21 protein-coding genes are annotated in these 23432 nt (G+C 64.5%); 4 read left to right on the plus strand and 17 right to left on the minus strand.

The features are described 5' to 3' along the window. Window positions 1-179: 179 nt before the first annotated feature. The gene (locus tag KP001_RS21190; RefSeq protein WP_183348426.1) at window positions 180-452 is read right to left on the minus strand and encodes a hypothetical protein; all 273 of its coding nucleotides are present in this window, start codon (window positions 450-452) and stop codon (window positions 180-182) included. Window positions 453-511: 59 nt separating this feature from the next. Next, on the minus strand, window positions 512-1744 hold the full coding sequence (locus tag KP001_RS21195; protein WP_217287456.1) for an MFS transporter: 1233 nt from the start codon (window positions 1742-1744) through the stop codon (window positions 512-514). A 113-nt stretch (window positions 1745-1857) separates the two neighbouring features. Here KP001_RS21195 and KP001_RS21200 point away from each other — a divergent pair, with 113 nt between their 5' ends. Continuing rightward, complete coding sequence (locus tag KP001_RS21200) at window positions 1858-2760, plus strand: LysR family transcriptional regulator (RefSeq protein WP_217287457.1); 903 nt, start codon at window positions 1858-1860, stop codon at window positions 2758-2760. Window positions 2761-2766: 6 nt separating this feature from the next. Here KP001_RS21200 and KP001_RS21205 read toward each other — a convergent pair whose 3' ends face one another. The 15 genes from KP001_RS21205 to KP001_RS21275 form a co-directional block, all read right to left on the minus strand. After that, the gene (locus KP001_RS21205; RefSeq protein ID WP_217287458.1) at window positions 2767-3336 is read right to left on the minus strand and encodes a CheB methylesterase domain-containing protein; all 570 of its coding nucleotides are present in this window, start codon (window positions 3334-3336) and stop codon (window positions 2767-2769) included. Beyond that, on the minus strand, window positions 3329-3721 hold the full coding sequence (locus tag KP001_RS21210) for a response regulator (protein WP_217287459.1): 393 nt from the start codon (window positions 3719-3721) through the stop codon (window positions 3329-3331). Before KP001_RS21210 ends, KP001_RS21205 begins: the two co-directional genes overlap by 8 nt. After that, entirely contained in the window at window positions 3718-6069 is a 2352-nt protein-coding gene (locus KP001_RS21215) for a GAF domain-containing protein (protein ID WP_239027847.1), read from the minus strand. Before KP001_RS21215 ends, KP001_RS21210 begins: the two co-directional genes overlap by 4 nt. Window positions 6070-6080: 11 nt before the next feature. Next, window positions 6081-7868 carry a cache domain-containing protein gene (locus tag KP001_RS21220; protein WP_239027848.1) on the minus strand — a complete coding sequence of 596 codons (1788 nt, stop codon included), beginning with the start codon at window positions 7866-7868 and terminating at the stop codon, window positions 6081-6083. Window positions 7869-7902: 34 nt separating this feature from the next. Beyond that, window positions 7903-8988 (minus strand): protein-glutamate methylesterase/protein-glutamine glutaminase, encoded by a 1086-nt coding sequence (locus KP001_RS21225; RefSeq protein WP_217287461.1) that lies wholly within the window; start codon window positions 8986-8988, stop codon window positions 7903-7905. After that, window positions 8989-9573: a histidine kinase gene (locus tag KP001_RS21230; RefSeq protein WP_217287462.1), complete on the minus strand. Its 585-nt coding sequence runs from the start codon at window positions 9571-9573 to the stop codon at window positions 8989-8991. It lies immediately after the preceding gene. Between the two features lie 2 nt (window positions 9574-9575). Next, entirely contained in the window at window positions 9576-10487 is a 912-nt protein-coding gene (locus tag KP001_RS21235; protein WP_239027849.1) for a CheR family methyltransferase, read from the minus strand. Next, complete coding sequence (locus KP001_RS21240) at window positions 10472-12214, minus strand: methyl-accepting chemotaxis protein (RefSeq protein ID WP_217287463.1); 1743 nt, start codon at window positions 12212-12214, stop codon at window positions 10472-10474. The genes KP001_RS21235 and KP001_RS21240 overlap by 16 nt, the downstream gene beginning before the upstream one ends. Further along, a complete protein-coding gene (locus tag KP001_RS21245; RefSeq protein WP_217287464.1) occupies window positions 12211-12735 on the minus strand; it encodes a chemotaxis protein CheW in 525 nt (174 codons plus the stop codon). Before KP001_RS21245 ends, KP001_RS21240 begins: the two co-directional genes overlap by 4 nt. Before the next feature lie 26 nt (window positions 12736-12761). Next, window positions 12762-14810: a chemotaxis protein CheW gene (locus tag KP001_RS21250; protein WP_217287465.1), complete on the minus strand. Its 2049-nt coding sequence runs from the start codon at window positions 14808-14810 to the stop codon at window positions 12762-12764. 29 nt (window positions 14811-14839) lie between these two features. Next, on the minus strand, window positions 14840-15154 hold the full coding sequence (locus KP001_RS21255) for an STAS domain-containing protein (protein ID WP_217287466.1): 315 nt from the start codon (window positions 15152-15154) through the stop codon (window positions 14840-14842). A gap of 245 nt (window positions 15155-15399) precedes the next feature. After that, window positions 15400-16902: a hypothetical protein gene (locus tag KP001_RS21260; RefSeq protein ID WP_217287467.1), complete on the minus strand. Its 1503-nt coding sequence runs from the start codon at window positions 16900-16902 to the stop codon at window positions 15400-15402. 252 nt (window positions 16903-17154) lie between these two features. Continuing rightward, window positions 17155-18066, minus strand: a complete 912-nt coding sequence (locus KP001_RS21265) for a type II secretion system F family protein (RefSeq protein ID WP_217287468.1) — start codon at window positions 18064-18066, stop codon at window positions 17155-17157. An 8-nt stretch (window positions 18067-18074) separates the two neighbouring features. After that, the gene (locus KP001_RS21270; RefSeq protein WP_217287469.1) at window positions 18075-19037 is read right to left on the minus strand and encodes a type II secretion system F family protein; all 963 of its coding nucleotides are present in this window, start codon (window positions 19035-19037) and stop codon (window positions 18075-18077) included. A gap of 9 nt (window positions 19038-19046) precedes the next feature. Beyond that, the gene (locus KP001_RS21275; protein ID WP_302466980.1) at window positions 19047-19916 is read right to left on the minus strand and encodes a TadA family conjugal transfer-associated ATPase; all 870 of its coding nucleotides are present in this window, start codon (window positions 19914-19916) and stop codon (window positions 19047-19049) included. Here KP001_RS21275 and KP001_RS21280 point away from each other — a divergent pair. The 3 genes from KP001_RS21280 to nadE all read left to right on the plus strand — a co-directional run bounded on the left by KP001_RS21280 (window position 19861) and on the right by nadE (window position 23415). Continuing rightward, window positions 19861-20796, plus strand: coding sequence for an asparagine synthase-related protein (locus tag KP001_RS21280; protein WP_217287470.1), 936 nt, complete (start codon window positions 19861-19863; stop codon window positions 20794-20796). The genes KP001_RS21275 and KP001_RS21280 overlap by 56 nt on opposite strands. Before the next feature lie 11 nt (window positions 20797-20807). Continuing rightward, a complete protein-coding gene (locus KP001_RS21285) occupies window positions 20808-22352 on the plus strand; it encodes a class I adenylate-forming enzyme family protein (protein ID WP_217287471.1) in 1545 nt (514 codons plus the stop codon). A gap of 73 nt (window positions 22353-22425) precedes the next feature. Continuing rightward, entirely contained in the window at window positions 22426-23415 is a 990-nt protein-coding gene (gene nadE, locus KP001_RS21290; protein ID WP_217287472.1) for an NAD(+) synthase, read from the plus strand. Window positions 23416-23432: the final 17 nt, after the last annotated feature.

The raw sequence follows: 23432 nt of genomic DNA on the forward strand, positions 1-23432 counted from the left end.
TTGTCTTGTGGGGGGAGAGTCTTGATGGAAGCTGCGGGAAGCATGGGAATGATGGGAGTTATGGGAAGGATGGGAAGGATGGGACGGAGGGGAAGGAGTGAACCGGGGGGCGAGCGGGGGCGGACGGTGCGGGAGGCAAGCGGGGAGTCGGGCGACGGCTCCCCCGCCTGGCGCGGAGTTCAGTGGACTACGCTCCCTACCATGGCTTTGTAGATGTCGGGACGGAGCACGAACTGCAGCCTCGACGAGGTGGCTGTGCCAAAGGCTATGGCCTGCTCGCCGCCGATGTAGTTGTTCAGATGGTAAATGGGGCGCAGGTTGAATCCGAGCCGCCCGAGGTCGGCCTCGAAGACGCGACCGTATTTCGAGGCCAACTCGGAAACCTTGTCCCAGGTTCCTAACATTTCCAGGGGAATGGCTACCCCGTCCGCTACACGAATGAGTTCCTGCATGCTTTGCTCCTCCTGACTTCTGAGGCATTTATCGGCATGCAGCAACGGAACTTGAGGGGTTAACTGCGAAGCACGTCGAGGGTGGCAACTGCGCCGCGGGCGGGGCAGTCGGCGTCGGCGCAGCTGGTGAGTACTTTCAATAGCACCAGCCCCGCCCCCAAAAGCCCCATTATCAGGAGCACCACGCCGTGCCAGCCGAAGGAGCTCAAGAACACGCCGCCGGCGGTGCCGGAGATGCTGGAGCCGAGGTAGTAGAAGAAGAGGTAGAGGGAGGCGGCCTGCGCACGGGCGGTCCTGGCGCGGCTACCCACCCAGCTGGAGGCGATGGTGTGGGCGCCGAAAAAGCCACAGGTGAAGATGGCGATCCCGGTGACGATGGTGCCGAGGTCGCGGCTCAGGGTGAAAAGCGCCCCGGCGACCATGGTGCCTATGGTGAGAAAGAGCATCCGGCTGCGCCCGAAACGCTCCACCTGCACCCCGATCATGGAGGAGCTGAAGGATCCCAGCATGTAGACCAGGAAGATCAGGCTCACCAGCGAGGCCGGGAGGTGGTACGGCGCTCCCAGAAGCCGGAAGGTGATGTAGTTGTACAGCGTCACGAAGCTCCCCATGATCAGGAAGGAGATCCCGTACAGGCAGAGCAGCCCCGGGTCCTGCAACTGCCGGTACAGGGAGCTGAACAGGTAACGCACCGCGAAAGGGCGCTTCTTGAAGTTTTCGGAGGAGGGGAGGCTCTTGGCGAAATACAGGCTGAGGGCGAAGCAGACCGCGCCGATGACGGCAAGGGCGGTGCGCCAGGACGTGGCCTCCGCCATGGTGGCGGTGAAGATCCTGCCGGTCATGCCGCCTATGGCGTTGCCGCTGATATAGAGCCCGATGGCGGAGGTGAGCGAGGCCGGAGCGATCTCTTCACTGAGATAGGCCAGCGCCACCGCCGGAAGCCCGGCCAGCGCGATTCCCTGCAGGAACCTCACGACGACCAGCTGTTCGAGGCTGTGGGTCTGGGAGGTCAGATAGGCCAGGACGGACGTGGTGAGCAGCGACGCCACCATCACCGTTTTTCTCCCGAGCGTCTCGGAGATGGTGCCGGCGAACAGCATGGAGATGGCGAGGGCGCAGGAGGAGACGGAAAGCGGGAGGCTCGCGAACATGGCGCTGACGCCGTACTCGCGGGTGAAAACCGGCAACAGCGGCTGCACGTCGTAGAGTGTGATGAAGGTGACAAACCCGGCGAAGAAGAATGCCCAGTTGATCTGCCGGTATCTTTTGGTGCCGCTCTTGATGGATCCCATTGGTTCTCCCTGTTTCTGACCGCCCTTGGAAGCAACTATAGCGATTGCCGTTCCATAAGAAAAATATATAATGCTTATCGCTTCGATAGCTATTTGTTATGAATGGAGGCGGCATGGACATCAGGCAGTTGAGGTATTTCGTGGAGGTGGCGCGGCTCGCCAACTTCACCAAGGCGGCCGAATCGCTGCGCATCGCCCAGCCCGCCGTCAGCATGGCGGTGAAGAAGCTCGAGGAGGAACTCGACCTGGTCCTTTTCAACCGCCAGGACAAGAAGGTGTCGCTGACGGCGGAGGGGGAGATCTTCCTTTCCCACGCCAGGCGGATTCTCGACGACCTGCGCGGCGCGGAGCTGGAGATGGCCGAATTGAAGGGGCTCAGCAGGGGGGAGGTGAGGATCGGCATCACCCCGATGATAAGCGCCTACTTCTTTCCGGACATCTTCAGGGATTTCAAGAGGGCATACCCGCAGCTGAGCATCTCGGTGCTCGGGGAGGGGTCGGGACGGATACAGAAGATGATAGGGGAGGGGGAGCTGGACATGGGGGTGGTGGCGGGGGGTGGGAGCGCGGCCTTTCCCCCGACCTTGGAGGTGCGCCGTTTCCTGCGCGAGGAGATCGTGGTTTGCGTGCCGCTGGGGCATCCCTTCGCCGGCCGCTCCGCGGTTACCCTCGCCGAGTTCATCGGGGAACCGCTGGTCTTTTACAAGGAGGGGTACTACATCAGGGAGTTCTTCCTCGAGGCACTCAAGGGAATCGGCGGCGCGCCCAGGATCATCTTCGAGACCAACCTCTTCTCGCTGGTCAAGTCGCTGGTGCGAAACGGTACCGGGATTTCGATCTTCCTGAAGATGGTGGTGGCCGAGGATGCCGATCTCGCCGCGGTCTCCTTCGATCCCCCGCTGTCCCTCGACCTGCTCATAGCCTGGAAGAAGGATACCTACCTCTCGCTCGCCAACCGCGCCTTCGTCGATTTCCTGCTGGAACATGCCCCGGGGGAGCGGCAGGGGGAGCGTTAGCCTGCCTCAGGCCGGTTTGAGGAGTTCCATCAGCTTGCCGGCGATCTTTTGGGGGGGAAGGACGTAGTCGACGGCACCGGTCTGGGCGGCCGCCTTGGGCATGCCGTAGATGGTGGAGGACTGCTGGTCCTGGGCCATGGTGATGCCGCCGATCTCGTGGATGTGCCGGATCCCGTCGGCGCCGTCACGCCCCATGCCGGTCAAAACGATGCCGATCAGCTTGCCTCGTAACGGCCTGGACAGGGAGAGCATGGTGACGTCCGCGGCCGGCTGCACGTAGTTTACCCTCGGCCCCTCGCAAAGAACCACCCGGTTGTTTCCCGTCAACTGGAGGTGGAGTCCTCCCGGCGCCATGTAGACGTGGCCGCTTTTGAGGTACTCGCCGTCCTCGGCCAGCTTCACCGGCATGGACGCGGCCGCATTCAGCCCCTGGGCGATGCGGTAGTCCATCTGCGGCGTGATGTGCAGCACGATGAGGAAGGCGGCGTCCAGCGGCGGCAGTTCCCTGAACAGCGCCTTGAGCGTCAGCGGCCCTCCGGTGGAGACGCCTATAACCACCAGGTTCTTGCTAGTCATGAGCCACCGGCGCGTTCAGCAGGGTGAGGTAGTACTCGATGGAATCCAGCAGCTCGTCCGGGCTGAACGGCTTTGTCATGTAGTCCGACACGTACTCCTGCAGCCCCTCCATCTTGGAGTCGGGCTCCCCCATGCCGGTCAGCATGACGATCACGTTGCCGGGATACATCCCCCGTTCCACGATCTCCCTGATGGTGTCCCAGCCATCCATGTCGGGCATCATGATGTCCATGAGGATGACCCCCCGGAATCCCGCCTCCAGTTGCTCCAGGCACTCGGGACCGCTGGCCGCGCTGGCCAGCTCGAGTTGCGCGGACTCGCAGATGATATCCACCGATGCCCTCACGTACTCGTTGTCGTCTACGATCATTACCCGTCTGTTCATGATTGCGGTTCCTTCTGTTGCGGCGCGGGCGCGCCTTGTGTTTCGATGAGCTGGGCCATGGCCCGGTGGTCCAGCGGCGGGGGCTCCTCCCGGGGCGGCTTCACATGGTACAGCATTTCATTGATCCTGGCCATGAACTGCTCCAGGGTGAACGGCTTGGCGAGGAAGATCGCCTCCTGGCGCAGCTTTTCGTCCTGCGGGACCACCGTGTTGGTGTACCCCGAGATGTAGAGCACCGGCAGCGCGGGGTGGCGTTCCTGCAGCTTCTCGTACAGCTCGGGACCGGTCATCTCCGGCATGATCACGTCGGTCGCCAGAAGGTCGATTCCCTGCTCCTCCGTCGCAGCCAGCTCCAGCGCCCGGGATGGGGTCTCCGCCACCAGGACCCGGTAGCCGAACGAGGCGAGCAGGTCGGCGGCGACCTCGCGGATCATCTGGTTGTCCTCGACCAGCAGGATCGTCCTTTCCGTGCTGTCATGCTCGGGGGGGGCGATCCCGGCGGAGGGACGCAGGATCGGCTCGGCCGTACTCGCGCTGGCGGGGAGGTAGATGGCGAACCTGGTCCCTTCCCCCGGGCGGCTCCTGACGTCGATGCAGCCGCCGTGGTGCTTTATGACGCCGTAGACCGTGGCGAGGCCAAGACCGGTGCCACGGCCGCTCTCCTTGGTGGTGAAGAACGGCTCGTACATGTGCCTGAGCGTTTCCTCGGTCATGCCGCAGCCGTCGTCGCTGAAGGCGAGCAGGATGTAGTGGCCGGGCTTGGCGACCGGATGCTGCCGGTGGAACTCCTCGTCCAGTATCAGGTGGCCGGTCTCGATGCAGATGGAGCCGCTCCCCTCGATGGCGTCCTGGGCGTTCAGGATGAGGTTCAAGAGCACCTGTTCCAGCTGGCCGCGGTCCGCCTGCACCTTGGCGGCGCCGGGGGAGAGCAGAAGGTCGATCCGGACGTTGTCCCTCACCGTCGCGCGCATGATCTCCCTGAACGACGTGATCACCTCGTTCAGGTCCAGAAGGCTCATGTGCAGCACCTGCTTGCGTCCGAAGGAGAGCAGCTTCTGGGTCAGGTCGCTCGCCTTGTGGGCCGCCGAGCTCATGGACTGGATCATGCGGGTCTGCGGGCTTCCCTCGGGGGAGATCCTGAGCAGCATGTCGGCGTAGACGATGATCGGTGTCAGCAGGTTGTTGAAGTCGTGGGCCACGCCCGCGGCCAGCTGCCCCACCGCCTCGATTTTCTGGGTGTGGCGCAGCTGCTCCTCCAGCAGGTGGCGTCCCTCGTCGGCGCGCACCCGGCTGATGGCGATGCCGGCCAGGTGGGCCGCCGACTCCAGCAGCTGGATGTCCTCGTCGCCCGGCGCGCGCGGTTCCCGGTGGTACACCGCGAGTGTTCCCAATAGGGTGCCGTTGCTGGCATACACCGGCTCGGACCAGCAGGACCTGAGCCCGGCGTCCCGCGCCGGCTGGAAGTTGTGCCAGTACGGATGCGGCTCCAGGTCCTCGACCACCACGCGCCTCCTCAAAAACGCCGCCGTCCCGCACGACCCCTTGCCGTTACCGATCCTCAATCCGTCCACCGCCTGGTTGTACCCGGCCGGGAGCGAGGGGGCGCAGCCGTGGCGCAGCCTGGTGCCCGACTCGTCGACGAGGAGGATGGAGCAGAGCGCGCCCGGCAGGCAGTCCTCGACGAACTGCACCACGTCCACCAGGAGCTCCTGCAGCTCCGCGTCGGTGGCGATCCGCTCCAGCGCCTTCAGCCGGCTGCGCTCACGCTGTTCGGCGTGCTTTCTCTGGGTGATGTCCCGCGCGATGCTGAGGATCAGCGTGCGCCCGTCGCTCTCCATGACGCGTGCCCGGACCTCGGTCGGGATCACCGTGCCGTCCTTGGCGAGGTAGGCGCTCTCGAAGCTGGCCTCTCCGCATTCCTTGAGCCTGGCTACGGTGAGCTCCTCGCTCTCCGCCAACTCGGGCGGTTTCAGCTGTTGCAGGCGCCCCCCGGCCAGTTCCCCGGGTGCGTACCCCGTCAGCCGGCAGAGCGCCTGGTTGAAGTAGAGCAGCCGCCCGTCCTCGTCGGTCTGTATGATGCAGTCGTTTGCTGCGTCTATCTGCGCCGCCTTGAGTGCGAGTTCCGCCTGCTGCCCCTGGATGATCCGCTGCGTCTGCTCCAGGCGGGTCAGGTGGGCGAACAGGATGCGGGTCAGTATCACGATCACAACGCAGAGCACGAGGATCAGCGCGGACTGCTGCAGCGGCACCCCGGCCGGGGACCCGCTCCCTCCCAGGGCGAAGATGCCGATCACGGCGGTGATCGCGGTGCCGACGGCGACGCCGATGCGGGTTTTCAGTTGTGACATCGACAGTGGCTTCATATCTGGTAACTCGCCTCGACTGTTTCGTCCGCTGCGGCCGGCGGCTCCTGGTGCCCGGCTTGCTTCAGGGTGAAGAACATGGTGGTGCCGCTATCGGCCCCGGCGCTCGTAGCCCAGAGCTTCCCGCCGTGGTTGGCCACGATCCTGCGGCAGATGGCCAGCCCGAGCCCCTGCGTGTTCAGGTCGTGCCGCGCGGCATCGGCCTTGTAGAACTCGTCGAACACCCGGGCGAGCTGCTCCTGGTTCAGCCCGATGCCGTCATCCTGGACCGATACCTCGACCTCTTCTCCCTTGCGGACGGCGGACACGACCACCTTGCCGTTTTGGGCGGCGTAGCGCGCGGCGTTACTGAGGAGGTTTCTGAACAGCAGCGTCAGCTGCTCCGCCGACCCCAGCACCTGCAACTCCGGGTCGATCGCGTTGCAGCAGATCACACTCCGCTGCGCCAGGGACGCCGACATGTCGGTCAGTGCGCTGTCGGCGGCGGCGTAGAGGCTCACCGGGATCAGCCGGGGCTGGCTCGCGGAGATCCGTACCAGATCGAGCGCCTTGCCTGCCAGCCCCTGGATCTGGTTGATGCATTGCTGGCAGATCTCCAGCATCCGTTCCACGCCCGGATCGGTCACCTTGCTCCGAATCAACGGCATCAGGGCGAAGAGCGGGGTGAGCGGCGTGTTCAGGTCGTGGTTCAACTGGATCATCAGGGACTCGATCATGCGCGAATGGTGCTTCTGGGCCTCGATCCGCCTGCTCTCCCGCTCCACCGTCTTGCGCTCGGTGATGTCCAGTATCACCCCGACCAGTCCGCCGGGGACACCGTCTTCATCCCTGACCGCCGCCTTGTGGAAGATCACGTCGCGCACGCTGCCGTCCGCGTAGCGCACCTGGGACTCGTAGATCTGGGTCCCAGGCGTCTGCATGATTTCCTGGTCCATGTCGTGATATTTCTGGGCCAGTTCCCGGTCCCACAGATCGAACACCGAGCGCCCCAGAAGCTGTTCGCGGCTAAGCCCGACGTAGGTCTGAAAGGCCTTGTTGCACAGGTTGTAGCGTCCCCGGGCGTCCTTGGAGAAGATCGGACTCGGTATGGTGTCCAAGAGCAGCTGCTGGAAGTGAAGCTGCTTCTTGATCTCGCTCTCGGAGCGCTTGCGGTCCAGGCCAAGGATGACGGCGCAGAGCACGAATACCGCCGCCAGCGCCCAGTTGATGAGCCCGATCTTCAGGTTGATCCGGTCGTAACGCGCCAGGTATTCGCTCTGTTTCACCCCCACGAACAGGGCGCCGATGACCTTTCCGTTCATATCCCGTATCGGATCGTAGGCGGTGAAGTACGGGGCGCCGAGGATGTCGGCCTCGCCGCGGTACCGGATACCCTCCTTGAAGATGGCGTCGTAGGCCGGGCCCGTCAGCCTGGTCCCGATCGCCCTGCTGCCGTCCTTTCTGAGCACGTTGGTGGCGATCCGGGTGTCCCCCATGAAGATGGTGGCCCTGCTGCCGGTGATGCAGAAGATCTTGTCCGGTATCTCGTTGTCGTCGTTGAGGACGTAGTAGTCGCCGAGGATCATCTTGCCGTTTTCGATGTGGAAGTTCCGCCCGCGACGGTTCATCTGCTCCCAGAAGGCCATCATGCTGCTTTCCTGCTGCCTGTTGGCCTGGCGCACCGCCTCCTGGCTGATCTGGTCCAGCATGAGGTGGTTGGCGACCATCATCACCAGGGCCACGGTCACCGCGCTGACCAGGAGGAGGATCGATATCTTGTCGCGTGCTGCCTTCAGGACCTTCACGTTCTTCTCCCGGTTGCGGTCGTCATCCCCCGCGTCACACCCTGAAGCTGCGCTTGCCGTGCGAGGCGAGCCATCCCATCAGCCGTCCCGCCATGTCTGATAGCGGCACCACCTCGTCCACCCCTCCCCGGGCGATCGCCTCGCGCGGCATCCCGAACACCACGCAGCTCTCCTCGTCCTGGGCGAAGGTCCTCGCACCCACGCTGTGCATCTCCAGCATCCCCGCGGCGCCGTCGTCCCCCATCCCGGTCATGATGATGCCGAGGCTGTTGTCCGCGGCGCAGTTGGCGGCGGACCTAAACAGCACGTCGACCGAGGGGCGGTGCCTGGATACCGGCGGGCCGTCGTCCAGCGCGATGGTGTAGTTGGCGCCGCTTCTGGCGAGCAGCATGTGGCGGTTCCCCGGCGCGATGTAGGCGTGGCCGGGGAGCACCCGCTCGCCGTGCTCCGCTTCCTTGACCGCGAGGGCGCACAGGCCGTCCAGCCGTGCCGCGAAGGTCCGGGTGAAGGTCTCGGGCATGTGCTGCGTGATCAGTATGGCCGGGCAGTCGGCGGGGAGAGCGGTGAGGAAGACCTTGAGCGCCTCGGTGCCGCCGGTCGAGGACCCGACAGCCACGACCTTTTCCGAGGTCGAGAAGTGCTGGTGGCGGTTGGGGAGCACCGCGTCGGCGGAGAGCTTCCGTTCCACCTGCGGGGTGCCCTTGCCCCCCCCCTTCCTCCTGAAGGCCACGTGGGCGCAGCGGATCTTCTCGGTGAGCTCCTCGGCGTACTCCAAAAGCCCGCTGCGGATGTCGATCTTCGGCTTGGTGACGAAGTCGAAAGCGCCCAGTTCCAGCGCCTTCAGGGTCACCGCCGAACTCTTCTCGGTCAGCGATGAGACCATCACCACCGGCATGGGGCGCAGCCTCATCAGTTTTTCCAGGAACGCGAGCCCGTCCATCTTGGGCATCTCGACGTCCAGGGTGAGCACGTCCGGGCTCAGTTCCTTGATGCGCTGCCGGGCCGCCAGCGGGTCCGGTGCCGTCCCCACCACCTGGAGGTCGGGAGCCTGGTTGATGATCTCGGTCAACAGCGACCGGATCAGGGCGGAGTCGTCTATTACCAGCACCTTTATGGGCATTCAGTGTCTTCCTGCGTGCAGGGCGCGCATCCTTTTCACCAGGGCGCGGCCGGTTTTGGGAAAGAAAATCACCTTCCTGGGGCAGCACTCCCCGAGGTCCGAGGCGATGATCGGTATCCCCTGTTTCTTCAGGTAATCAACAGCGAAGGCGGCGTTGTTGCCGCCGATGTCGGTGCTGCTCTCCATCACCCGCCCGGCTCCGAAGATCTTCGCCGCGAGCCGCCTGCGGTTGGCGCCGAGAAGCTCGAGCTGCTCCAAAAGGCGACGCATTGCGCAGGCACCGTAACGGGCGCAGTTTCCGGAGCTGTCGTCGCAGGCACCCGAGCAGGGGGTGGCGCTCCCTCCCTGGACCAGTTCCGGCAGCATGAAATGGTTCATCCCCCCGACGCCGAGCTCCAGGTCGTACAGGCATACCGAGACGCAGGAGCCGAGCAGGGTGGTGATGGCCACGGCCTCGCCGGTGGCGTAGAATTCCCCCGCCACGATCTTCACCGCCACCGTCTTGAATTCCGGGTCGAAGTAGCTGAGCCGTCCCTGGCCCGGGTGCCTCGGTCGCTTCCCCCCTGTTTTCCTCCTGTGCGGCACCGTCAGCTCCTCAAGGCGTAGGTGGTGTTGCCGCAGACCCGGAACAGTTCCTGGGCGTGGTGCAGGCTCTCCGAGTGCCCCACGAACAAGAGCCCGTCCGGGTGCAGCACCCGGGAGATCCGCTCCAGGACGGCGAGCTGGGTCGGCCGGTCGAAATAGATCATCACGTTGCGACAGAAGATGAAGTCGAACTTCCCGCGCATGGGCCACTGCTCGTCCAGGAGGTTGAGCCTCTTGAAGGTCACCACCCGGCGCAGTTCCTCCTTCACCCTGATGAACCCGTCGTTGTTTCCCTCACCCTTCAGGAAGAAGCGTTTCCGGTACGGTTCCGGGATCTTGGGGAGCTGGTCCACCGGGTAGACCCCTTCGTCCCCCCTGCCGAGGACGTTGGTGTCGATGTCGGTGGCCAGGATGCTGACCCCCACCCCCGCCGGCAGCGCGTCCAGCGCCGTCATCGCAATGGAGTAGGGCTCCTCGCCGGTGGACGAGGCGCAGCTCCATATGGTCACCTGCTTCCGGTCCCGCTGCTGGCGCAGGCGCTCGGAAAGAAGCCGGAAATGGTGAGGCTCGCGGAAGAAGGAGGTCATGTTGGTGGTGAGGGCGTTGATGAACGCCTCCACTTCCTGGGGATCTCCGCTTTCCACCAGGTCGAGGTACTGCGCGAAGCTCTCCACCCCCCTGGCCCGCAGCCGGCGCGCCAGCCGGCTGTAGACCATGTCCATCTTGCCGGGCGCGAGTGAAATCCCGGCGTTACGGTAGATGAAGCCGCGCACCCGGGCGAAGTCGTCCGCGGTGAAGCGGTACTGGAAGTTATTCCACCCCTGCTCCGTGGCGCCGTTAGCCGTGGCGCTTCCCCCCCCCCTCAGGTGGCGCGCCACCTCCGTGCGTACTAGGGGGCTCAGAATTCCTTCCAATCATCGTCCGCCTCGGCGGACTCGGAGGCCCGGGACAGACGCTGGTCCTGCGTTTTCCCCCCTGCCGCCATCGCTACGGGTTTCACCTTTTTTTCCTGGGGCTTGGGCTTTGCCGCCGCGTGGGTCAACCTGCGCTTCTCCGAGGAGGGAGGGGGCGCCGCCTTGTTTCCCTGCTCCAGGGTGAAACGCGCCACTACGGCCACCAGCTGCTGGGCCTGGTCCTCGAGGGATTCGGCGGCGGCCGCCGCCTCCTCGACCAGCGCCGCGTTTTGCTGGGTGACGTCGTCCATCTGGGTGATGGCGGTGTTGACCTGCTCGATGCCGCTCGACTGTTCCAGCGAGGCGGCCGAGATCTCTGCCATGATGTCGGTCACCCTCTTGATGCTAGTGACGATGTCCTGGGTGGTGCGCCCCGCCTCTTCGACCAGGCGGCTGCCGTCCTGCACCTTCGAGACGGAATCCTCGATGAGCGCCTTGATCTCCTTGGCCGCCGCGGCGCTTCGCTGGGCGAGGCTCCTCACCTCGGCCGCGACCACGGCGAAGCCTCTCCCCTGTTCGCCGGCGCGCGCCGCCTCGACCGCGGCGTTCAGGGCGAGGATGTTGGTCTGGAAGGCGATGCCGTCGATGACGCCTATGATGTCCGAGATCTTCTTGGAGCTGTCGGTGATGCTCTCCATGGTGCGCACCACACGGTTGATCACCTCGCCCCCCTTGACCGCCACGCCGCTGGCATTGATGGCGAGCTGGTTCGCCGCCTGGGCGTTGTCGGCGTTCTGCTTCACGGTGGAGGTGAGCTCCTCCATGCTGGAGGCGGTTTCCTCGAGGGCGCTCGCCTGCTCCTCGGTGCGCTGGGAGAGGTCGGCGTTCCCCGCCGCGATCTCCTCGGTCGCCGTGGCGATCGATTCGGCGCCGTTTCTCACGTCGCCCACGATGTGCGCGAGCCCCTCGTTCATATCCTTGAGCGAGGAGAGGAGCTCCCCGGTCTCGTCCTCGCTGTTCACGGTGATGTGGGCGGTGAGATCGCCCGAGGCGATGCGCCGCGACGCCGCGATGGCCTGGTCGAGCGCCTCCTTGATCTTGCGCGCGACGAACCAGGCGAAGAGGAAGATGACCACGGCAAGGAGCGCGGTGCCGCCGATGATCTGCCACTTCATCTTGTTCATCTCGGCCGTGACGGTGTCGACGTAGATGCCGCTGCCAACGATCCAGCCCCACTCCTTCATCAGCATGACGTAGGAGATCTTCGGGACCGGCACCGTGGAGCCGGGCTTGGCCCACATGTAGTCGACCACCCCTTCGCCCTTTTCCTTGCAGACGTTGACGAACTCGACGTAGAGCCTTTTGCCGTTGGGGTCCTTGTTGTCGTACTGGGTCTTGCCCACCAGCTCCGGCTTGATCGGGTGCATGAGCACCTTGGTGTCCATGTCGTTGACCCAGAAGTACTCGTTCCCCTGGTACCTCATCTCGGAGATCTGCTTCAGGGCGTCGGCCTGCGCCTGCTGCAGGGTCTTTCTCCCCTCCTTCACCGCGTTCTGGTTCGCCGTCAGGACGTCGTAGGCCACGTCGACCACCGCCTTGGTGGCCTGGATCTTCTCGTCCATCAGCTTGTTCTGCATGAAGGGGAGCACGTAGAGCATGACGCCGAGCACCATCATGACGATGGTGGCCACCGAGATGCTCAGTATCTTGGTCAGGATCTTCCAGTCTTTGAATCGCACCGTTTTCATAGGTTCACCGCCTCTTTCTGAGTATTCTCCACGCTACTGTCAACGATTTGCAGCTCGTCGCTGCCGATCAGTTTTTCGATATCCACGAGGATCAGCATTTCGTCGTTCAGGGTCCCAAGCCCGGTGATGTAGCGGGTGTCGAGCGATGCCCCGAGCTCGGGAGCCGGCTTGATGCTTGCCGCCGGGAGCGCCACCACGTCCGAGACGCCGTCCACCACGATCCCCACCACCTTGTTCAGCACGTTTATGATGATGACCACGGTGAACTCGTGGTAGGTCGCCTCGCCGACGTTGAACTTGATGCGCAGGTCGACGATCGGGACGATCACCCCGCGCAGGTTGATGACCCCCTTGATGAAGGCGGGGGTGTTGGCGATGCGCGTGACGCAGTCGTACCCCCTTATTTCCTGGACCTTCAGTATGTCGATCCCGTAACTCTCGTTCCCCAGGGTGAAGGTGAGGTATTCCGAACCCCCCTCCGTCGCCTGTTGTTCCACCGCGTTGCCCTGTGCCGTCTGCATGATGTGTTGCCTCCTTTGCGCTACTTCTAGAGCCTCTTGTGCATCGCGAACAGTTCGGGGAGGTCCAGGATGAGCGCCACGCGGCCGTCCCCGAGGATGGTGGCCCCCGCGCTCCCTTCGACCCGGCGGTAGTTGGTCTCGATGCTCTTCACCACGACCTGCTGCTCGTCCAGGAGCGCGTCGACCAGGATACCCCCTCTTTCCCCGTCCGCCTCCACCAGCACCACGATGCCGCGCTGCGGCTCGCTCACCTCCGCCTCGAGGTTGAAGATGCGGTGCAGCTTGATGATGGGGAGGTACTCTCCCCGCACCTGGACCACTTCGCGGCCGTTCACGCTCTTCAACTGCCCGGCCTTGGGTTGCAGCGACTCGATCACCATGTTGAGCGGTATGATGAACTTCTCCTCCCCGACCGCGACCGAGAGACCCTCCAGGATCGCCAGGGTGAGCGGCAGGCTGATGGTGAAGCGCGCCCCCCGCCCCGCCTCCGAGACGATCTGCACGCGCCCGCCGATGGCCTGGACGTTCTTGATGACCACGTCCATCCCCACCCCCCGCCCGGAGAGGTCGGTCACCTCGCTGGCCGTGGAGAATCCGGGCGCGAAGATGAGCTGCCAGACCTCCTCGTCGCTCATGCTCTCGGAGCAGGGGATGCCGCACTCGAGCGCCTTCTCGAGGATCCTCTCCCGGTTCAGGCCGGCGCCGTCGTCGGTCACGTCGATGACGATCCTACCCCCCACCTGGGAGGCGGAAAGCAGCAGTGTCCCCACCGGGCTCTTGCCGCAGGCGGCCCGCCGTTCCGGCGTCTCCAGCCCGTGGTCCAGCGCGTTGCGCACCAGGTGTCCCAGCGGATCGGCGATCTTCTCGATGAGGCCGCGGTCCAGTTCCGTGCTGTCGCCTGTGGTCTTCAGCTCGACCTGCTTGCCGAGCTTGGCGGCGGTTTCACGCACCAGGCGCGGGAAACGGTTGAAGACGATGCTGATCGGCACGAGCCGGATGGACATCACAGTTCCCTGCAGGTCGCGGGTATTGCGCTCCAGTTGGGCGAGGCCGCGCTGCAGCGTCTGGTGCAGGATGGGGTCGAGTCCCACCGCGATCTGGCTCAGCATGGCCTGGGTGATCAGGAGCTCCCCGATCTGGTTCACCAGCTGGTCCACCTTGGTCACGTTGACCCTGATGGAGGATTCCGTCTCGCTGCCGCGCCTGCCGAAGGCGCCGGGAGCGGTCTCGTTGCCGTCGTAGGCGCGCCTGCCGGGGGAGGGGAGAAGGGGCTGCTCGGGTGCAGGCTCTCCCGCCGGGGCGCGCCGGTCCACGAGCTCCTCCTCGATGTGAAGCTGCTCTTCGTCCGCCACGAACATGAACACGTCGAGCAGCTGGTCGCGGCTGGCGCGGGTCAGCAGCGAAAAGTCCCAGCGGGTGATGCAGCGCTCCGGGTCGAGCTCCGCCAGGTCGGGGGTGTCCATGAGCTGCGCGGCGCAGGTAAATTCCCCAGGCTCGGCGAGGTCCGTGAGCTCGGAGATGATGCTCTCCATCCGGATCCCCCTCGCGAAAATCTCGGGATCGGGGGTGAAGGCGAGGCGGCAGCGGCGCGGCAGGAACTCCTCTTCCTGCGTGGCAGATGCCTCCTGCCCCGTTCCCGGGGCGACCTCCTGATCATGGGCGCCCGTGTCGGTGACCTGCTGCAACCTGGCCCGCACCCGGTCGATGGCCTCCTGGTCCACTGCCTTTCCCTCGCGATGCCAGGCGAGTTGCATGGCGATGGCGTCTCCGGCCTCGAGGAAGAGGTCGATCATGCCGGGAGTGAAGGGGATCTCCTGGTTTCTCAGCCGGTCCAGAAGGGACTCCATGACGTGCGTCACCACGGTCATGTCCTGGAAGCCGAAAATCCCGGCTCCCCCCTTGATGGAGTGGGCGGCGCGGAAGATGGCGTTCATCTGCTCGTGGTCGGGTTCCCTGTCGCCAAGAGAGATGAGGATCTGCTCCATCTCGGCCAGGTTCTCCGCGCACTCCTCGAAGAAGACTTCGTTGAAGCGGTTCAGGTCGACGCTGCTGTTTTCCCCTTTGGGAGTTGCCATGCCGGTTCCTTTGCTCTCTTCCACCTGTTTCACGGTTCGGGCTGCGCTGCCAGAAGGTCATGGAAGCCCAGGGCCTCGATCTGCTCGCTGAGGGCTGGGGGGGGCGCTGCCAGGAGGGGGGCGGTGCCGCGACGCTTCAGGTTTTCCAGAAAAAGCGCGAGCAACTGGCAACCGCAGGCGTCGATGTCGCTCACCCGTGACAGGTCGATGGTCGTCTGTGCCGGGGTGGGCGTCACCCCGTCAAGGCGCCCCACCAGGAACTGGTGTAACTCCCGCGCGCGCTCCACCGTAAAGGGGCCTTCGGGGATGATGTTTGCATTATTAACAAAAACTTTTTTGCCCAATTTTTATCGCCTTTACAATGGGTTCGCGTTCTGGCTGGACTTCACGTTGAAAAGAAACAACCAATGTTATATGTGTAAGGATAGTATCGGCAAGGGCGGCGCTTACTTTAGTGGTTTTGTGGTAGGCAAGGGATTTCCCGATCCGCGGCATCTTTACTGACAGAGGGGGAAAATGGGGGGGCGATGTGCCGCTTGTGGGGGGGGGAGGCGAAAGCTCGGCGTGGAGCTCGCGGCGATGACGGCGGCTAGCGTGGGACGGCGGTTTTCTCGAAGACCTTGGCGACCTGATCCGAGTACACCAGTCTCCATTCGCTTCGTTGCTGCAGGAACCTGGCGAAGTCGGAATCGGCTTCGAACATGATCCAGGTGATGCCGTAGCGCTCCAGCACCTGGTCCCATCCCGGCCGGAAGGCGATGATCTCGTTGTATTCCCTGAGGCGCCGGGCTCCGTACATGTCCAGCCTGCCGTCGATGAAGACCCGGCAGTCGGGATAGCCGCGGTAGATGAGGTAGTCCCCGAACTCGTCGCTGTTGAAGACCCTTCCCTTGATTCCGGTGCGCAACACGAATTCGCAGGCGTCCACGGGCATCAGCCGGCGGTCGAAGGCATGGTGGAAGAGTCCGCCGGTTGCGGCCGCCGTCACGACCGCCAGGGCCACGGCTCCCCACAGGGGGGGGAGGGGGCGCCGCTCGAGGCGGCCGAGACGGACGGAAACCTCCCTCAGCGCGCGCCCGCACCTCCCGCCCCCTTCCCGCCCCAGTTCGCCGAGCCGGGCCGCCAGCACCGGTGCCGTCACCAGGCCGAAGAGGGGGATGTAGCGCACGGAGGTGAGGGCCATGTAGCCAAAGCCCAACACCAGCAGCAGTTCCGTCGGCTCGGTTTTTTTCGGCGACAGCGCGAAGAGGGCGATCAGGAGGAGCAGCAGGCAGTTGAAGGGAAGCCAGCCGTGAATGGACGGGGGGAGAAACTCTGCCACGTGATCCATCAGGTAGCGGTCCGAGACGAGCCTGAGCGGGAACAGCAAGAGGCGCCACCCGTACGGGTTGACCAGCGCCGCGACCAGGCAGGCCAGCAGCACCGCGCCAAGCTCCCCCCCCTTTTTCCGTGCGGCGCGGCGATCGCCGGTGCCGCCGGCCATCCCCGCCGCCGTTCCCGCAAGGTAGGCGGCCAGGAGCAGAAAACCGGCGGCGAAGCCGCCGTGCAGGTTCACCCACAGCAGCATGAGCGGCGGCAGCAGCCATAGGGACCTCCCCCCCTCTCTGCGCCAGCTCTCCAACCGGTGGTGAAAAACGACCAGGAACAGGAAGGTGAAGAGGTGCGGCCGCGCCAGCCAGTGCATCTGCGAGCAGACGAGGGTGGCGAGCGTCACCGCCGTCGCCGTGAGGATGCCCGCCCGGTAGCTTACCAGGGCGCGAAACAGCAGCCGGAAGGTCACCGCCAGCAGCAGCGCGTACAGCGCCACGACGCCGCTCATCCCGGCGGCCTGGTGCGACAGCGCCATGACCGCCTCCGCGAGCCATTCGTGGGCGGTCCAGGGGAGCGCCGGGGCGTGCTGCGAGAATATGTCGAAGCGGGGGACCGCGCGGGTCCGGAGGATCTCCTCGCCGGCGCGGATGTGGAAGCCGGTGTCTCCATCGAGCAGCAGCGGGGAAGGGGAGGTGAAGAACAGCGCGCAGAGCAGCGTGACCAGGAGCAGGTCGGCGATCGGTGGGACCAGGTACCGTGTCAGGTGGCGCGGGCTCTTCATGCGGGTCCCAGGCGGCATATCTCGTTGAAAGGGGAGCCCGGAAGCCGTGTGGCTAGCGGGGGGGAGGGGGCGATGGAGCCCCTTGCCGGCGTCCTGCATGCCGGCAAGGGAGGTGGCGCTTACTTCTTGGCGAGTCTCGCGTAAGTCAGTGCCAGTTGGACGGAGATTATCAGCAGGATGAACGTGTTGAAGTCGACTTTCATGGGATCACCTCCTTGGATGAGAGTGTGCTTCGGGTGCTGCGTGGTGCGGTCACTTGAACGCCCTGGAGATCTGGACCACCGCCGGGCCCAGGACCACCACCAGCAGGGCGGGGAAGATGGCGAACACCAGCGGGAAGATGAGCTTTATGGTGGTCTTGGCGGCGGCTTCCTCGGCGGCCTGCCTCCTTTTGGTTCTCAAGTCGTCGGAGAAGGAGCGCAGGGCCTGGCTCAGGCTGGTCCCGAAGCGCTCGGTCTGGGCGAGCATGGTGGTGAAGGAGCGCATGTCGTCCACCATGGTCCGCTCCGCCATGTCCTTCAGCGCATTGACCCGCGGCTTGCCGGCCCTGATTTCCATGGTGGCCTGGCGTATCTCCTGGGCCAGCGGGTTCTGATCCAATTGCGGTACCTCGCAGGCGCGCAGCAGCGCGGCGTCCATGCTGACCCCCGCCTCCACGCAGAGCGTCACCAGGTCCAGCACGTCCGGAAGGGTATGGAAGATGATGAGCTGCCGGCTCTTGACCTTGACCGAGAGCCAGTAACTCGGCAGCAGGTACCCGACGATGGCGCACACCAGCAGGATGACGAGGTTCATGCTGTCGAAATAGGCGCGCCTGGGAGCGACGCTGATGAGCAGGTAGGGAAGCGGCAGCGTCACGGCTAAGAGGAGCTTGCTGCCGAGAAAGACGTGCACGCTGTCGCGGTGCAATCCCGCCGCGACCAGGGCTTTTCTGTAGCGGGACTGCTCCTGTTTCGGGAGATTCATCCGCTCGCCGATGCGCTGCAGCTTGGCGGCCCAGGTGCCGGACTCGATTTCCGGCATGAGGCGCAAAGGTTTGGCAGTCGGAAAGAAGGCGGCCATACGCTGCGCCACCGGGCTCCTTCTCGACACAAGGACGCGCGACAGGGCCAGCGACAGCAGCAGCACCGAGCAGAACACCGTGAAAGCGATCAGGTAGAGCATGGTGCACCTCAGATCTGGATTCTGATGATCCTCCTGATGATGATCAGGCCGGCCAGTTGCATGAACGCTGCGAACGCGAGGATGTACAGCCCCAGAGGCTCCCTGGTCAACTCCTTCTCGTACTCGGGGCTGAGCAGGGTGAAGCAGCCAAAGGCGACCACGGGCAGCGCCCCCAGGACGTAGCCGGAGAGCCTTCCCTGGGCGGTGTAGACGCGTACCTGCCTGCGGATCTTGAGCCTCTCCTTGATGGTGAGGGCGAGCTTGTCCAGGAGTTCGGAGAGGTTCCCGCCGATATCGGCGTTGATGGTGATGACCGTGGTGAAGAACCTGAGGTCCATGCTCTCCATTCTCTGGTTCATGTCTGCCAGCGCGTCGACGAGCCTCAGGCCGAGTTGCTGCTGTTCGTAGGCGATCCTGAACAGTGTTCCGGTCGGGGCCGGCACCTCCTCGCCCACCAGTTGAATGGCCGTGGGGAGGGACTGTCCGGCCCTGAGGGAGCGCGAGATGATGCTGAGGGCGTCGGGGAAAAGCTCGGTGAACCTGACGATTCTGCGCGAGGTCTTCACCCTGATCACTATCTCGGCAGTCACCACCGGCAAGGCCGCGGCGGGCAACGCCGCAGGGAGGTACCCTGTCTCCAGCGCGGTCAGCAGGGCAAGCGCGAAGGCGGCCAAAACGACCGCGGTCACCAGCAGCGCGGGAGGGATCTCTATTCCTGCCTGCTCCAGCCTTTTCCCCATCTGGCGCGTTTGCGGCAGGCGGGTCAGCAACTCTCCCGCCTGGTGCGCCTTCCTGGTGAGGGCCTCTCGCAGTTCGGGCTGAACGTCACCCGCGGTGCCGCGCGCCATCTGCTGCAGGCGCCTTCTGAGCTCCGTCCTCGCGGAGGCGTTGCGCTTGAGGATGTAGAGGCAGAGGGCGCAGCTTGCGCAGAGGGTGGTGAGAAACACCAGTGCCACGATAGGAACAATCATGCTCGGCTCCTAGTTGCGGAACATCCCTTCCGGAAGTTCGTGTCCGAAGAGTCGGAACCGCTCGGCGAACAGCGGTCTCACGCCGGTGGCGCGGAACTCCCCGATGACCCGCCCTTCCTGGTCGATGCCCCTTTGTTGGAACACCATGACGTCGTGCATCACGATGGTGCCCCCCTCCATGCCGGTGATCTCCGATAGCTTGACGAGCTTGCGGGTGCCGTCGGAGAACCTGACCAGCTGGAGCACGATGTTGAGCGCGGACGCCATCTGCTCCTTTATGGCCCGTTCCGGAAGGTCCAGGCCGGCCATCAGCACCATGGTTTCCAGCCGCGAAAGGGCGTCGCGGGTGGTGTTGGCGTGAACCGTGGAGAGGGAGCCGTCATGGCCGGTGTTCATCGCCTGCAAAAGGTCCAGCGCCTCGGCGCCTCGCACCTCGCCTATGATGATACGGTCCGGCCTCATCCGGAGCGCGTTGCGCAGCAGCTCGCGCGAGGTCACCTCGCCCCTTCCCTCGAGGTTCGGCGGCCTCGTCTCCAGGCGCACCACGTGGTCCTGCTTCAGGTGCAGTTCCGCCGAGTCCTCGATGGTGACCAGCCGTTCGTCGGAGGGGATGAACGCGGAGAGGACGTTCAAGAGGGTGGTTTTTCCGGTGCCGGTCCCGCCGGAGACCAGGATGTTCAGCCTGGTCTGCACCGCCCCCTCCAGCAGCTCGGCCATCCGCTCGTCCAGTGTTTCCAGCTGGATCAGGTCTTTCATGGTCAACGGGTCACGGCCGAAACGCCGGATGGAGAGGACGGGGCCGTCCAGGGCGAGCGGGGGGATGATGGCGTTGACGCGGGAGCCGTCGGGAAGCCTCGCGTCGACGTACAAGGAGGCCAAGGTCAGGGATTACTGGGGACGGCGCCCCTCTTCCCTGCGGCGGCCGCGGCTTTTGGAGCGGCTCTACCCCTATGTATTCGACAACCCCGCGCGCGGTCGTTCCTTTTTGCAGGAGTTCTTCGCGGTCTCGCCGGAGCAGTTGCAGGATCCCTTCTTCTCCCACTCCGTGCGGTGGGGGGGAGGGATCCGGAACCTCGCCTTTTTGTCACCGGAGTACCGCAGCTGCCTCTCCGGCTACGACCCTTGCGAGGAACTGGCCCGCTGGCTGCCGGAGAGCTTCGCAGGACGGGACCTCTTGTGCCGCGCGCAGGTGCTGGAGATAGAGCTCTTCCTTGCCGGCTTCCTCCTCTCTTCGCAGGGGGACCGGGTAGCGATGGCGCACTCGGTTGAGATGCGGCACCCCTTCCTGGACTACCGGGTGATCGACTTCGCCTTCCGGCTTCCGGCCCACTGGAAGATGAGGGGGCTGCAGGAGAAATATTTCCTACGCCGGGCCTGCCGTGGGCTACTGCCGCGGCCGATCGTGAGCCGGGGAAAGCACCCGTATCGGGCGCCGGTGGACGCGCTTTTCACCGCAGCCGCGCCTGCCGATTATGTTGACGAACTGTTGTCCGGGCAGAGTCTGAAGGCGAGCGGGTATTTTGACGCGGACAAGGTGGCACGTCTCTACCGACGGGTCGCCGAGGCCCCGCGGGGAGCGGTCGGAGAATTCGCCAACATGGCCTTGATGGGGGTCCTCTCCACCGAAATCCTGCACCGGCAGTTCCTGGCATCCTCCTCCTACCGGGGGGGGAGAAAACTGAGGCCGGACCTGGTGCGGTATGGCGCGGCGAGGAAGCTAGATGGGCGGGATTCTGGGGGGGGCACCGCCCCTCCCTGAAGGGAGAGACCATGGAACTGCAGATGGTGCATAGTTTCCTGGAATCCAACGCCCTTGTGCGGCCGGACAAGATAGCCCTGGTCCATGACGGCGAACGGATCAGCTACCGGCTTTTGAACCATTGCGCAAGCCGTGTGGCGGCCTTCCTGGTGCAGCGTGGCGTGCTTCCGGGAGACAGGGTCGTGATCCTGCTGAGCAACGGCGTGAAGTATGTGGCTAGCTACTACGGGGTCTTGAAGGCGGGAGCGGTCGCCGTACCCCTCAACGCGGAGACGGGGCAGGAGGCGCTGAGCCGTCTGCTTGATGAGCTGCAGCCGGCAGGGATCATCCTGGAGCAGGGCGCGGGGTACCAGCTGCAGCAACTCCCTATGGCGCCAGCCTCGGTACGGTTCCTGCTCGCTGCGGATTCCTCTCTCCCTGTCTCAGAGCCGCGCCGGCTCTGGGGGTGGGACGAGGCGCTCGAAGGGGAGGAGCTTTCCGAAGGGGCCCGCACCATCCCCGCAGATGCCCTCGCCAGCATCATCTACACCTCGGGTTCCACCGGTCAGCCCAAGGGGGTGATGCTTTCCCACCGCAACATCGTCAGTAACACCCGCTCCATCGTTGATTATCTGTGCCTTACCGAGAGCGACATCCAGATGGTGGTGCTCCCCTTTTTCTACGTCATGGGAAAATCGCTCCTGAACACTCACATTGCGGTGGGCGGCACCGTGGTGATCAACAACAACTTCGCCTACACCGCCTCGGTGATAAGGCAGATGGCAGAGGAGGGGGTGACGGGTTTTTCCGGCGTACCCTCGACCTACGCCTATTTGCTGCACCGCTCGCCGCTGGCGTCATTCCGTGACCGGCTCCCGTGCCTGCGCTACTGCACCCAGGCCGGCGGCCACATGCCGCGCGAGATCAAGGAACGGCTGCTGCAGGTCCTCCCACCGCACACGAAGCTTTTCATCATGTACGGCGCCACCGAGGCGGCGGCGCGACTCACTTACGTGGAGCCGGAAAGGCTCGTGGAAAAGCTGGGTTCCATAGGAAAGGCCATCCCCGGCGTAACGGTACGGGTGCTGGGCCCCGGGGGGGAGGAGTTGGCCGAGGGGGAATGCGGCGAACTCGTGGCATCGGGTCCCAACATCATGCTCGGTTACTGGAACGACCCGGAGGCGACTGCCCGGGTGCTGGACCGGAACGGCTACCACACCGGCGACCTCGGTTACCGCGACGCCGACGGCTACCTCTACGTGACCGGAAGGAAAGACCACCTGCTCAAGGTGGGAGGGCACCGGATCGATCCTCAGGAGGTCGAAGAGGTGCTCATGTCCAGCGGTTTTCTTCTGGAGGTGGTAGTGCTCGGCCTGGATGACCCCCTGCTGGGCAAGAAGCTGGTGGCGCTCGCGGTTCCCCTGAGCGGCAACCCCAGTGACCGGACCCTGCTCTCTTTTTGCCATGCCAGGCTTCCCAGGCATAAGATCCCTGGGGAGATACGGCTGGTAGCCGCACTTCCCAAGTACCCCAGTGGCAAGATCGACCGCGCCTCGTGCCTGGGCCTGTGCGCATGAGGCACGAGGCGCACGGCTGCCAGAACGTCAATCCATCCCCACGGCCCGTTCGGGGCGTGAAAGAAGGTGCCTTATGACAATGACGACAGGATTTTTCCCCGATGTGCTCCGGCTTGACCCTCAACGGGAGGCCGACCGCATCTGCGCCAGGATCAAGGAGTTGATGCGCGATCAGGTGAAGAGGGGTGGGGTGGTGGTAGCCCTCTCCGGCGGGATCGACAGCAGCGTCACCGCGGCGCTTTCGGTCCGGGCGCTGGGGAGGGAGCGGGTGGTGGGGCTGGAGATGCCCGAGCGGCATTCGGCGCGGGAGACCCTGGCGCTGAGCGGCAAGGTCGCCGGCGCCCTCGGCATACGGACCCAGGTGGAGGACATCTCGGGGATCTTGCAGTCGGTCGGCTTCTACGAAAAATATGACAGCGCGGTAAGGATGGTGGTGCCTGAGTACGGCGACGGCTGGGCCTCGAAGATCGTCATCTCCGGCGTGAAGAACCAGCCCCGCTTCACATCCTTCTACCTGGTCACCGAGAATACCCAGCAGGTACAGTCGACGGTGCGCCTCCCCCTGCAGCCCTACCTGGAGATAGTCGCCGCTACCAACTTCAAGCAGCGCATCAGGAAGATGCTGGAATACTACCATGCCGACCGGCTCAACTACGCCGTCGCCGGCACGCCGAACCGGCTGGAGTACGATCAGGGGTTCTTCGTGAAGCTCGGAGACGGCGCCGCCGACATCAAGCCGATCGCCCACCTGTACAAGTCCCAGGTGTACCAGCTCGCGGAGTTCCTGGGCATCCCGGAGGAGATCCGCAGCAGAAAACCGACCACGGATACCTACTCCCTCGCCCAGGGGCAGGACGAATTCTACTTCTCGCTTCCCTACCAGATGATGGACCTTTGCCTCTACGCCCATAACCACGGCGTGCCGGCGGAAAACGTGGCTCCGATCCTGGGGCTTGAGCCGCAACAGGTGCGCATGGTGTACCGGGACATCGACGTGAAGCGAAAGACCACGCGCTACCTGCACCTCCCGCCGCTACTCGTGGAAGAGGTGGCATGGGAGTAACAACGCGAAAAGGAGAT

The sequence above is a fragment of the Geomonas subterranea genome (genome assembly GCF_019063845.1).
Lineage (GTDB): Bacteria > Desulfobacterota > Desulfuromonadia > Geobacterales > Geobacteraceae > Geomonas > Geomonas subterranea.

Excerpts from the sequence above, each read along its gene's own strand:
- KP001_RS21190 (WP_183348426.1), bottom strand. The coding sequence starts at position 452 with ATGCAGGAACTCATTCGTGTAGCGGACGGGGTAGCCATTCCCCTGGAA.
- KP001_RS21225 (WP_217287461.1), bottom strand. The coding sequence starts at position 8,988 with ATGCCCATAAAGGTGCTGGTAATAGACGACTCCGCCCTGATCCGGTCG.
- KP001_RS21210 (WP_217287459.1), bottom strand. The coding sequence starts at position 3,721 with ATGAACAGACGGGTAATGATCGTAGACGACAACGAGTACGTGAGGGCA.
- KP001_RS21195 (WP_217287456.1), bottom strand. The coding sequence starts at position 1,744 with ATGGGATCCATCAAGAGCGGCACCAAAAGATACCGGCAGATCAACTGG.
- KP001_RS21215 (WP_239027847.1), bottom strand. The coding sequence starts at position 6,069 with ATGTCACAACTGAAAACCCGCATCGGCGTCGCCGTCGGCACCGCGATC.
- KP001_RS21245 (WP_217287464.1), bottom strand. The coding sequence starts at position 12,735 with ATGCAGACGGCACAGGGCAACGCGGTGGAACAACAGGCGACGGAGGGG.
- KP001_RS21260 (WP_217287467.1), bottom strand. The coding sequence starts at position 16,902 with ATGAAGAGCCCGCGCCACCTGACACGGTACCTGGTCCCACCGATCGCC.
- KP001_RS21285 (WP_217287471.1), top strand. The coding sequence starts at position 20,808 with ATGGAACTGCAGATGGTGCATAGTTTCCTGGAATCCAACGCCCTTGTG.
- KP001_RS21270 (WP_217287469.1), bottom strand. The coding sequence starts at position 19,037 with ATGATTGTTCCTATCGTGGCACTGGTGTTTCTCACCACCCTCTGCGCA.
- KP001_RS21240 (WP_217287463.1), bottom strand. The coding sequence starts at position 12,214 with ATGAAAACGGTGCGATTCAAAGACTGGAAGATCCTGACCAAGATACTG.
- nadE (WP_217287472.1), top strand. The coding sequence starts at position 22,426 with ATGACAATGACGACAGGATTTTTCCCCGATGTGCTCCGGCTTGACCCT.
- KP001_RS21250 (WP_217287465.1), bottom strand. The coding sequence starts at position 14,810 with ATGGCAACTCCCAAAGGGGAAAACAGCAGCGTCGACCTGAACCGCTTC.
- KP001_RS21265 (WP_217287468.1), bottom strand. The coding sequence starts at position 18,066 with ATGCTCTACCTGATCGCTTTCACGGTGTTCTGCTCGGTGCTGCTGCTG.
- KP001_RS21280 (WP_217287470.1), top strand. The coding sequence starts at position 19,861 with ATGGCGTTGACGCGGGAGCCGTCGGGAAGCCTCGCGTCGACGTACAAG.
- KP001_RS21200 (WP_217287457.1), top strand. The coding sequence starts at position 1,858 with ATGGACATCAGGCAGTTGAGGTATTTCGTGGAGGTGGCGCGGCTCGCC.
- KP001_RS21205 (WP_217287458.1), bottom strand. The coding sequence starts at position 3,336 with ATGACTAGCAAGAACCTGGTGGTTATAGGCGTCTCCACCGGAGGGCCG.